A 9,758-nucleotide genomic window follows, 5' to 3' on the forward strand; every position below is an offset into this window, starting at 1 on the left:
ATGAGCGACGGCCGGCTCGAGGGAGAACGGCTGACGCATGTCCGTGCCGACGGCTCCGCGCACATGGTCGACGTGAGCGGGAAGGACGTCACCGCGCGCGAGGCGTCGGCCGCCGGACGGGTCCTGTTGTCACCGCGGGCGGTCGCCGCCCTGCGGTCCGGCGATGTCCCGAAGGGCGACGCGCTCGCGGTCGCGCGGGTCGCCGGGATCCAGGGGGCCAAGCGGACCCCGGAGCTGGTCCCGCTCGCGCATCCCGTCGCGGTGCACGCTGTGACGGTGGACCTCACGGTGGCCGACGACGGGGTCGACATCGTGGCCACCGTCCGTACCGCGGACCGCACCGGCATCGAGATGGAGGCCCTGACCGCCGTCTGCGTCGGAGCCCTCGCCCTGGTCGACATGGTCAAGGCCGTCGACAAGCACGCCCGGATCACCGACGTGCGCGTGACCGCGAAATCGGGTGGGCGGTCCGGCGACTGGACGGAGTCGTGACCGCGCGACGCGCCGTCGTGATCTGCGCGTCGACGCGGGCGGCGACCGGCGTCTATCCCGACCGCACCGGCCCCCTGATCGTGGCGGCGCTGCGCGAGTGGGGGTACGACGTCGACGACGCGACGGTCGTTCCCGACGGGGAGCCCGTGTCGGAGGCGCTCGCGACGGCTCTCGCGACGTCGCCGGACGTGGTGCTCACCACCGGTGGCACCGGGATCTCTCCGACCGATGCGACACCGGAGATGACGCGCCGGCACCTGGACCGTCAGATCCCAGGGATCGCCGAGGCGATGCGTGCGGCCGGCGTGGAGAAGGGGGTCCCAACGGCGATGCTGTCGCGGGGTCTCGCCGGAGTGGCCGGCCACTCGCTCGTCGTCAACCTGCCGGGGTCGACGGGTGGCGTGAAGGACGCGCTCGCCGTGCTGGCCGAGGTCGTCGGGCACGCGGTCGACCAGATCGGCGGCGGTGACCACCGGTGAGGTCGTCATGATGCTGGAGCGCCCCGTCCAGGACTGGCCGGTGACCCTCGTGTCGCGCGACCCGAGCATGCCCGCGGTCGCGCTGCGCGCGCTCCGCCGGGGCGACAAGAGCGAGTGGGACCGGGTGCGCAGCGCCAACCTCCACTACGTCGGGCAGTGGGAGCCGACCGCCCCCGACGGTGTCGGCCGGCGCGTCACGTTCCGCCAGTACGTCAAGAGTCTCGACCGAGAGGCCCGGGCCGGGCGGATCGTGCCGTTCCTCATCGAGGCGGACGGTCGGATCGCGGGCCAGATGCACCTGTTCGGGATCGTCCACGGATCACTGCTGTCGGGCGCCGCTGGGTACTGGGTCGCCGAGGAGCATGCGGGCCACGGCATCGCGACCCGGGCGCTGGCCATGCTCTGCGACTACGCGTTCGGACCCCTCGGGCTGCACCGCGTCGAGGTGAACGTGCGCCCGGAGAACGGGCCGTCGTTGCGGGTCGTGGAGCATCTGCGGTTCCGGGACGAGGGGGTTCGGGAGCGGTACCTCCACATCAACGGGGGCTGGCGCGACCACCGGACCTTCGCCCTCACCAGCGACGACCTCCAGGGCGGCCAGGTCCTCGACCGCTGGGCCCGGGCCCGACAGCCCTGACCTTCGCGCGCGGAGACCGGTCGCCCCGCCCCACCCTGACGCCGAGAGGCCAACTTCTGTCGTCATCCCTGAGCAGTGCGACAGAAGCTGGCCTCTCGGCGAGATCGGGTTCGGGGACGCAGCGAAGGTGGAGTCCCATCCGTCACACGCGACACATCAGCGACACACCGTTATGGGTACGAGATCATCGCGCCGACACCGCCTACCGTCGGATCCGTGCAGCCCAGCAGCCTGATCTTCCTGGTCATCGTGGCGATCTGGGTTGCCTACCTGATCCAGCACTGGGTCCGTCGCCGCGAACACCTCGCGACCGCCCGGTCCGTCGACAAGTTCAGCGAGGCGATGCGCGTCCTCGAACGCCGCACCCCGCTGCCGACCACGATGCTCGCCGAGGCGACCTCTGCCTCGGCGTCCGGCGCGGACACCGCCAAGGACTCCCGGCCCGAGGTCGTCGTGAAGCACGCCAGCGTCAGCTCGCCCCTGCGCGCGCGCCACCGGGCTGAGACACCACTGCCGCCGGCGCACCCGGTTCCGCTCATCGAGCTGGTGCCGCACAAGACCGCCGCTCAGGTGGCGATGCGCCGTGCGCGAGGGATCCTCTTCCTCGCGGCCCTCGTCGCCGTCCCGGTCACCCTCGTCCTGTCGGTCGCCCACGTCCTCAAGTGGGTGAGTGTCGGCATCGCCCTCCTGGCGCTCGTGGGTTCGATGGTCTGGCTGCGCGTGGCGGCGATCCAGGAGCAGTCGGCGCGCAAGGCCCGACGTCTGCAGAAGCGCCGCCTCGAGGAGGCCCGCCACCGCGTCTCCGCCACCGCTCGCCCCGCTCACAACGTCGCGGCGCGCAACGTCGCCGCTCGCAACGTCGCCGCTCCGACCGCGCCCGCCGACGCCGAGGACCCGCATACCCCCTCGGCCCCGGAGGAGACCCCAGGCGGGTGGAAGCCAGTCCCGGTCCCGCCCCCGACCTACACGCTCAAGGAGCCGGCCTACCGGCCCGAGCTCACGTCCGAGCCCGAGAGCGACCGCCCGGTGCCGATCGAGGTCGAGGACGACGACATCGACGTCGTCTCGGCAGGTCTGCGGCGGCGCGTGGGCGGCTGACGCAGGCCGTTCAGGTCGGCTTCGCCTGAGCGATGAGTCTGTCGGTGCTCGCGGGTCTACTGTCGTGACCCCACCTGGTGTGGGCGACCGGCAAGCAGAAGGAGTCCGCACCCATGTCCATGCGCCTCAACCCCTACCTGCAGTTCAGCGACAACACGGCCGAAGCCCTCGAGTTCTACCGGGGCATCCTCGGCGGCGAGGTGGTGCTCAGCCACTTCAAGGAGTTCGGCACTGAGGGCCCTGACGGCGACCTCGTCATGCACGGTCAGCTCGAGACCGACGCCGGCTTCACGATCATGGCTGCGGACACCCCGTCGTTCATGTCGGGGCGGGCCAGCGAGTCCAACATCACGGTCAGCCTGAGCGGCGACGACGCCGAGGCGTTGCGCCGTTACTTCCAGGGCCTGTCCGATGGCGCCAATGTCAGCACCCCGCTCGAGAAGCAGATGTGGGGCGACGAGTTCGGCCAGCTCACCGACAGGTACGGCATCGGCTGGCTCGTCAACATCAGCCAGCAGCAGGCCTGAGCGGCCGGCCGGAGGGTCAGCCGCCGATCAGGCGGGCGACTCCCCGGCCGCCACGGGGGCGTCGTCGAGGACCGGCGGGTCATCTGCGACGTCCTCGCCGTCGTCGTGGTCGTTGTGGTCGTGGTTGTGGTCGTCGTGGTCGTGCCGGAAGAGGTGCTCCGCTACGGCCTTGACCACCGCCACGACCGGGACCGCGACGAGCGTGCCGACGATGCCGGCGAGGATCGCGCCGGTGGCGATGGCGGCGATGACCCCGAGCGGATGCACCCGCACCGACCGGCCGAGGATGAACGGCTGGAGCACGTGTGACTCCAGCTGCTGCACTCCGATCACCACGGCCAGCATGATCAGTGCGGTCACCGGCCCGTGCGCGACGAGGGCGATGATGACCGCCACCGCGCCGCTCAGGAGTGCCCCGACGATAGGGATGAACGACAACAGGAACACCAGCACGCCGATGGCCAACGCGAACGGCACCCGCAGGATAAGTGCGCCGGCGGTGATCCCGACGGCGTCGACCGCGGCGACCAGCACGGTCGCGCGGGTGTAGGCGGTGAGCTGCCCCCACGCGACGGTGCCGGAGGAGTCCACCCGGTCACGGGCGACGCGCGGGAACAGCCGCACGACCCACGCCCAGATCCGCGGGCCGTCGTAGAGGAAGAAGAACAGCGTGAACAGCGCGATGAAGGTGCCCGCGACGAAGTGACCCGCGGTGACACCGGCCCTGCGCAGGGACGAGCCGAGGTTGGCGCTGGACAGGAACTGCTTGATCTCCTCGAGGTACTGGCTGAACTGGTCGTCGCTGATCCCCAACGTGCCCCGGATCCAGTCACGGGCCTGGGTGATCCCCGTGCTGACCTGCTCCGACATCGAGTCGAACCCACCCGAGATCTGCGTCCCCACCAGGACCAGCAGCCCCGCGATGACGAGGATCGTCCCGAGGACGGTCACCCCGGCGGCGGCTCCCCGAGGCATGACCCGGGTCAGCCGAAGGTGGACCGACGACAGCAGTGCGCAGAGGAGCAGTCCCACCGTGAGCGGGATGACCACCTCGCTGAGGAAGCCGAGCAGGTAGAGGAAGGCGATCGCCGCGACGCCGATGACGATCGAGCGCCACGCCCACTCGCTCGCCGCGCGCACGAGGGGCGGCACGAACGACTCCCGCGTGGTCGGCGGGTCGCTCGTCGCGGGTGGCATCGGCATACCGGCGAGCGTATGGGGTGCGGCCCGACGGTGCGACGCCGGAGCAACGGGGTGGCAGTGCTCCTTCGCCCGGTACGGAGCTGCTCGTTCACGGCCTCTCGGTGATCGTCGCAATGGCCTCGTCGGTGGTCGCGAACGCGTGCGTCGCGCCGACGACCAGGGCCTTCTCACGCTTGTTCTCCAGCGGGTCGATGGCGATGACGTTCTTGGCTCCCGCGTGCCGGGCGCCCTGGACGGCGTTGATGCCGATGCCGCCCACGCCGACGCCGACGATCACCGCAGTGTCGCCGGCCTTGATGGCGGCGGTGTTGACGGCCGAGCCCCACCCGGTCGGCACCCCGCACCCCACGAGGACGGCCTTGTCGAGCGGGAGGTCGTCGTCGACCTTGACGCACGAGTTCTGGTGGACGGGGCCGTACCGGCGGACCGTCCCCAGCATGGTGCCGGTGCCGTACTCTCCGCGCGGACCGTGATGGGGAACCGCGGTCCGGGCAGGTAGCCCTCGAGGATCGTCGCGCCCGCGTCGCAGATCGACTGGCGACCCGTGGCGCAGAGCGGCACGAGCCGCAGTTGGGGATGAACAAGCAGACGACGTGGTCGCCTACCGCGACCCGGGTCACGCCGGGGCCGACCTCCTCGATGATCCCGGCCCCTCGTGGCCGAGCACCATCGGCAGCCGCGCCTCGAGGTCGCCGTGCGCGACGTGGACATCAGAGTGGCACAGACCCGCATACGTGTAGCGGAGCAGCACCCAGCCGCCTGGGGTCCGCCGAGGTCCAGCTCGTCGATCTCGATGGGTTTGCCGAACTCGTACACGACGGCGGCTTTGGTCTTCATCGACGTCCCTCCAGAGTTGGGGCTGCTCACGGCATCGGGAGCGCTCCTCACGCTAGTTCGGTCGTTGAGGCGGCAAACCCGCCGATGAGGCAGGCCTACGGCTGCCCCGGTCGTGGTCTCGGGCGAGTGTCGCCGGGTGTTATCGTGTGGTCCGCACTGGGGGCTGTGGCGCAGTTGGTAGCGCGTCTCGTTCGCAATGAGAAGGCCCGGGGTTCGAATCCCCGCAGCTCCACCAACCAAACCCCGTCTGACCAGCGGAAACGGCGACATCGCGGCGAGGCTTCGTCCAAGAGACCTGCCCGTGCCCCCTTGATGCCCCCCGCCCGACCACTCTTTTCACGCCGTGAGAAGGGCGATGCCGGCCCGGAGGGCGAAGGCGCGCGTCGGAAAGGGTCAAGAAGGGGCTTCCGGCCTCCATCTGCTCGTTGAGCCGCCCGAATCGCTAACAGCGGACGCACTGCCAGTCCATACACGGCGCAGTGTGCCAGCCGCTCTCGCGGCGGTGTGATTCGCTCATTCGAGGAGCATCAGCCAGGCTGCTCTCTGAGCAATGGTCAGGGAATGCTTGGGTCCGGGTGATCTCGCGTGAACCGTTGGGCAGCGTCCTGTTCGATGAGTCCCTCCTCGGCCAGCCACTGCACGGCTCGAGCCCGTGCCCGGGCGCCCCTCAAGGCGTGCCAGGCGGCGATGAGATCAGGGTGACCTTGGTAGAGCTCGTTCTTGAAGCGACGGAATGCGCCCTTGCCTTGCAGTGAGCGGCTTAGGCGCTCGCCGGCGGCGCGGTCACTGATGCCGTGGGTGAAATCGACCATGTCCTGGTACCAGACGTAGGACGGAAGGGGGTCGATGAGGACCAGGTCGAGGTCGTCGAGTTCGACCGGATTCTCCCCGTCGATGCCGGTGTCGCTGGTCCAGAACGCCACCTCACCGGTCTGTGGGTCGATCAGCCACCGATGCTCGTAGTCGGTCTGGTCAGCCAGGGCGGTGGCGATCTCCTCGACATCAATGGCGTCCAGGTCAAGCACCGTGTCAGCGTAGGCCGGCTGCCCATCGCTGCCCCAGCCCGAAACGCAACCGCCGCAGCCCAACACACGGCGGAGTGACTCACCTCGCCGGCAGGATCTGGCTGCGTCCCTGGCCCAGCTGACCGCAAACCGCTATGGGCCGTGGTCACCGAGTCGGCCCGGATTCGACGACTGCGAGTCGAACGCGGCGGCGGGAGGGAAGAGCCAACCCGGATGCCGATGCCGACCCCGGTACCGAGCCCGCCCAAAGAGCGCGATGAGCTTCAACGCCGTGTAGCGCCCCAGCCAGGCCGCGACCACCAACAGCGCTAGGGTCCGCACCAACTTCGGCTTCCTCAACAGTGCGGTGCCCACCGAGGAGGACCTGGCCGCCTGCGCCGCCCACCTCGACCGGCTCTGCGTCCAGCAGGTCATCAACGGCGCCACCGGCCGCCTGGTCGGCTTCCACGACCCCGACCGGCACGAACTGTCGTTCTACGCCCGGTCCGGGCCCGGCGCCCGCGCCGACGCGCTGCGGCCCGTCCGCGACGCCCCCCCGCCGACCCCCAACATGACCGCCCTCGCGCCGACCGGCATCCGCAGCCCAGGCAGGGCCGGCCACGTCGTCCACCTGCCCCGACTGACCTCCGACGACAGCCACGTTCACCCCGGGCGGCACCACTCCCGCCGCCTGGCATCCGTCATCGCTCTGGCTACGGCCTTGACCCTCACCGTTGCGTTGGTCGCAGTCCTCATCGTTGCCACCCTGGCGTCGACTACGCCCCACCCCGACGGCCCGATCCCCTCCCCCCGCCCCCTGTCCTCGCTCGAGTGAGGATGCCCTGAGACAACGCGACATCAGGCCGCTGATCGGCACCAGCGCCTTCGGGGCCCATCGGTAGGGGGTGCCCCTCGCGCCCTAGGGTGAGGCGATCCGGCGGGAAGGTTGTTGCCATGGTCGGTGTCCATGCCGTCAGGTCCGGGATGATCCGGATTCGCCCGTCGCTGCGGGCCGGCGACATGTCGCTGCCGGTGTGGCGGCGCCGGCTGGCCATTCTGCTGGACGGGGACTGGACCCAACCCCTTCCGATCTATGCCTACCTGATCGAACATGACGAGGGGCTGCTGCTGCTTGATACCGGGGAGTGCGCCCGGAGCACCCGGCCGGGATGGTTCCCCAGCTGGAACCCGTTCTTCCGGCTCGTGGTCGATATCCGCGTCGAGCCGCAGGACGAGATCGGCTCCCAGCTTCGGTCACGGGGTATCGATCCCCGCGAGGACCTCAAACACGTGGTTCTGTCACATCTGCACCACGACCACGCCGACGGTCTGAGCGACTTCCAGGGAGCGGACATCATCGTCTCGGACGAGAACTACCGGGCGTCACGGGGCTTCAGGGGCGCCGCGCTCGGGGCGGTCCCGTCCCGGTGGCCCAGCTGGTTCAGCCCGCACCGGGTCACCCTCACCGGGCCGCCGGTCAGCAGCTTCGAGGCGACGTTTCCGCTCACCGCCGACGGGAGCGTGTTCGCGGTCCCGACACCGGGTCACATGCCCGGCCATCTGTCCGTGGTGGTCCGGGCGGAGGAGGTCACCTACTTCCTGACCGGCGACGCGACCTATGACGAGAGCCTGCTCAAGCAGCGGGTGGTCGACGGTGCCGCCGGCAACGTCGGCGCCTCGCTCGACACGTTGGACCGCATCGCCGCCTTCGCCCGGGACGAACCGACCGTCTTGTTGCCGGCCCACGACCCGCTGGCCGAGCAACGACTGCAGGACCGGATCATCCTCACCGACACCTGACCTTCGCGCCCTGCCGGCGGGTGAGGGGGCCTCATGCCGGGGTTAGTGGGCGCGGTCCGGTGCGACGGTGGGACGAGGCTGGCTGAGGGTGACTTCGGCGAGGCCCGGCCGAGCCCCGTCCAGCTGGCTGTCGGGTGCCCGTTGGGGGGTTGACGTGTGGCGTGTGGTGCCGTGCGCGGGTCCGTCTGGGGGTTGACGCGTGCATCAACCCGGGTTCATCCCGTGCGCCGATGACGATGATCCGTGCCGTGGGTGAGCGTGGGTGCCATGACTCTTACCGATTACCTGATCAATGCGATCTTCGTTGTTGTCGTTCTTCGTCAGGCGCGTGAGCGGCGCCTTGACCTTCGTTCCTTCGTTGCTCCGATGGCGATGGTGGCATTCGTCGCCGTCCACTACGTGCAAAGCATCCCGACCGGTGGAGGCGATCTGGGTCTGGTAGCCGCGCTGACGACGGTGGGGCTGTCGCTGGGGGTGGCCAGCGGGTTGGCGACCCGTGTCCGCGCCGACGGCGACGGCACCCGGTACGCCCGGGTCGGCTGGCTGGCCGGGTTGCTGTTGGTGGCGGGGATCTCGTCACGGCTGGTGTTCGTGTTCGCCCTCGACCACGGCGCCGGGCAGGCGGTCCGTGACTTCAGCATCGCCAACCACGTCAGTGCGGCGGCTTGGCCGGTCGCGCTGGTCTCGATGGCGCTGTTCGAGGTGACCACCCGGCTGGTCCTGGTCCAGCTGCGGGGCCGGCGCCTGGTGGGGTCGGGGCGGGCCGTCACGATCGCCGGCGTGCCTGCGTGACGGCCAATTCGGATCGTGGTCCGGCTCGCTTCGGCGCGCCGGACGCGGTTCGATGGGAGACGCAGCAAGAGGGTGCTGGCGGTGGCGTCGGCGAGGTGGTGATGCCTGTCATGCCAGATGCGGACAGCAGCCGGGTGGCGGCTGCTCGGGGCCGGGCGCGGCGTCGGCTGCGTCGACAGCGGGACCTGCTGCGGCCGGTGGGCTGGGCAGTCATCGCCGCGGTCGCTGCGAGTGTGGCCAGCAACCATCCGGCGCCCGGTGTGGCCGGAGCCGGTGCAGGGGTCACGGCCGGCCTGGTCATCTTCGCGGCCGCCACGGCGATAGCGACCCGGGATGGGTTCATCGACTACCGCCTCGGCGTCCAGCTGGTGGTCCTTGCGGCGATGGGCGGCGCCGGGATCATCTTGGCCGCGTTGCAGCCGCGTGGGGCCACCGACCTGGCTGCCGGGGCGGCGGTGTGGCTGGCGGTCACCCGGCTGCCGCTGGCCTTCGGGATCGGCCTGGGCGCGGTGATCACCCTGGGCCAGGACGTGGCGATGGCGTTGACCGGGGACGGCTTCTCCGCGGTGTTGGCGGCGACCCTGTTGAGTGTGCTGCTCGGCGTGGTCGCCGTCTTCATCCGGCAGAGCCGAGACAGCCAGGACCGGACCGAGGTGCTGCTGGCCCACCTGGAGGACGCCCGCGACGAACAGGCCGAGGCTGCCGTCGTCGCGGAACGGGCCCGGGTGGCCGGCGAGTTGCACGACGTGCTCGCGCACTCCCTGTCCGCGGCCGCGATCCAGCTGCAGGCAGCCCGGTTGCTGGCCGAGCGAGACGGTGAACGCGGCCGGCTGCGCGCCTCGATCGACCGGACCATCGAACTGGTCAACGATGGTCTCGTCAACGCCCG

General features: G+C 70.4%; 12 protein-coding genes, 1 tRNA gene and 1 pseudogene. 10 read left to right on the forward strand and 4 right to left on the reverse strand.

Annotated elements, in window-relative coordinates; genetic code table 11:
* The 5 genes from moaC (at nucleotide 1) to VIG79_RS04510 (ending at nucleotide 3,233) form a co-directional block, all read left to right on the forward strand.
* Entirely contained in the window at nucleotides 1–492 is a 492-nt protein-coding gene (gene moaC / locus VIG79_RS04490) for a cyclic pyranopterin monophosphate synthase MoaC (protein WP_331882662.1), read from the forward strand.
* Nucleotides 489–971, forward strand: coding sequence for a MogA/MoaB family molybdenum cofactor biosynthesis protein (locus VIG79_RS04495; protein ID WP_331882665.1), 483 nt, complete (start codon nucleotides 489–491; stop codon nucleotides 969–971). The genes moaC and VIG79_RS04495 overlap by 4 nt, the downstream gene beginning before the upstream one ends.
* The gene (locus tag VIG79_RS04500; protein WP_331882668.1) at nucleotides 958–1,608 is read left to right on the forward strand and encodes a GNAT family protein; all 651 of its coding nucleotides are present in this window, start codon (nucleotides 958–960) and stop codon (nucleotides 1,606–1,608) included. The genes VIG79_RS04495 and VIG79_RS04500 overlap by 14 nt, the downstream gene beginning before the upstream one ends.
* A 216-nt stretch (nucleotides 1,609–1,824) precedes the next feature.
* Nucleotides 1,825–2,706 (forward strand): hypothetical protein, encoded by an 882-nt coding sequence (locus VIG79_RS04505; protein WP_331882671.1) that lies wholly within the window; start codon nucleotides 1,825–1,827, stop codon nucleotides 2,704–2,706.
* Nucleotides 2,707–2,819: 113 nt separating this feature from the next.
* On the forward strand, nucleotides 2,820–3,233 hold the full coding sequence (locus tag VIG79_RS04510; RefSeq protein ID WP_331882674.1) for a VOC family protein: 414 nt from the start codon (nucleotides 2,820–2,822) through the stop codon (nucleotides 3,231–3,233).
* 27 nt (nucleotides 3,234–3,260) lie between these two features.
* Here VIG79_RS04510 and VIG79_RS04515 read toward each other — a convergent pair whose 3' ends face one another.
* The 3 genes and pseudogenes from VIG79_RS04515 to VIG79_RS04525 all read right to left on the reverse strand — a co-directional run.
* Complete coding sequence (locus VIG79_RS04515; protein WP_331882677.1) at nucleotides 3,261–4,436, reverse strand: AI-2E family transporter; 1,176 nt, start codon at nucleotides 4,434–4,436, stop codon at nucleotides 3,261–3,263.
* Between the two features lie 88 nt (nucleotides 4,437–4,524).
* A complete protein-coding gene (locus tag VIG79_RS04520; protein WP_331882680.1) occupies nucleotides 4,525–4,875 on the reverse strand; it encodes a zinc-binding dehydrogenase in 351 nt (116 codons plus the stop codon).
* Nucleotides 4,876–5,044: 169 nt separating this feature from the next.
* Nucleotides 5,045–5,187: pseudogene (locus VIG79_RS04525) on the reverse strand (alcohol dehydrogenase catalytic domain-containing protein); the annotation flags it as partial.
* A 245-nt stretch (nucleotides 5,188–5,432) separates the two neighbouring features.
* Between VIG79_RS04525 and VIG79_RS04530 the strand changes: the two are divergent.
* Nucleotides 5,433–5,508, forward strand: a tRNA-Ala gene (locus VIG79_RS04530).
* Between the two features lie 319 nt (nucleotides 5,509–5,827).
* Here the strand turns inward: VIG79_RS04530 and VIG79_RS04535 are convergent.
* The gene (locus VIG79_RS04535; protein WP_331882684.1) at nucleotides 5,828–6,298 is read right to left on the reverse strand and encodes a UPF0158 family protein; all 471 of its coding nucleotides are present in this window, start codon (nucleotides 6,296–6,298) and stop codon (nucleotides 5,828–5,830) included.
* 346 nt (nucleotides 6,299–6,644) lie between these two features.
* Between VIG79_RS04535 and VIG79_RS04540 the strand changes: the two genes are divergently transcribed.
* The 4 genes from VIG79_RS04540 to VIG79_RS04555 form a co-directional block, all read left to right on the forward strand.
* On the forward strand, nucleotides 6,645–7,112 hold the full coding sequence (locus VIG79_RS04540) for a hypothetical protein (RefSeq protein WP_331882687.1): 468 nt from the start codon (nucleotides 6,645–6,647) through the stop codon (nucleotides 7,110–7,112).
* Nucleotides 7,113–7,231: 119 nt separating this feature from the next.
* Entirely contained in the window at nucleotides 7,232–8,077 is an 846-nt protein-coding gene (locus VIG79_RS04545; RefSeq protein ID WP_331882689.1) for an N-acyl homoserine lactonase family protein, read from the forward strand.
* A 366-nt stretch (nucleotides 8,078–8,443) separates the two neighbouring features.
* Nucleotides 8,444–8,869 (forward strand): hypothetical protein, encoded by a 426-nt coding sequence (locus VIG79_RS04550; RefSeq protein ID WP_331882691.1) that lies wholly within the window; start codon nucleotides 8,444–8,446, stop codon nucleotides 8,867–8,869.
* A gap of 110 nt (nucleotides 8,870–8,979) precedes the next feature.
* Nucleotides 8,980–9,758, forward strand: a 779-nt coding sequence (locus tag VIG79_RS04555; RefSeq protein ID WP_331882694.1) for a histidine kinase dimerization/phosphoacceptor domain-containing protein, incomplete at its 3' end; no start/stop codon positions are given.

Origin of the sequence: Lapillicoccus sp. (genome assembly GCF_036559105.1) — a bacterium.
In the GTDB taxonomy this organism is placed as follows: Bacteria; Actinomycetota; Actinomycetes; order Actinomycetales; family Dermatophilaceae; genus Lapillicoccus.

What these genes read in the sequence shown, in the direction of transcription:
- moaC (WP_331882662.1), top strand. Translation starts at nt 1, where the DNA reads ATGAGCGACGGCCGGCTCGAGGGAGAACGGCTGACGCATGTCCGTGCC.
- VIG79_RS04510 (WP_331882674.1), top strand. Translation starts at nt 2,820, where the DNA reads ATGTCCATGCGCCTCAACCCCTACCTGCAGTTCAGCGACAACACGGCC.
- VIG79_RS04515 (WP_331882677.1), bottom strand. Translation starts at nt 4,436, where the DNA reads ATGCCGATGCCACCCGCGACGAGCGACCCGCCGACCACGCGGGAGTCG.
- VIG79_RS04520 (WP_331882680.1), bottom strand. Translation starts at nt 4,875, where the DNA reads ATGCTGGGGACGGTCCGCCGGTACGGCCCCGTCCACCAGAACTCGTGC.
- VIG79_RS04545 (WP_331882689.1), top strand. Translation starts at nt 7,232, where the DNA reads ATGGTCGGTGTCCATGCCGTCAGGTCCGGGATGATCCGGATTCGCCCG.
- VIG79_RS04550 (WP_331882691.1), top strand. Translation starts at nt 8,444, where the DNA reads ATGGCGATGGTGGCATTCGTCGCCGTCCACTACGTGCAAAGCATCCCG.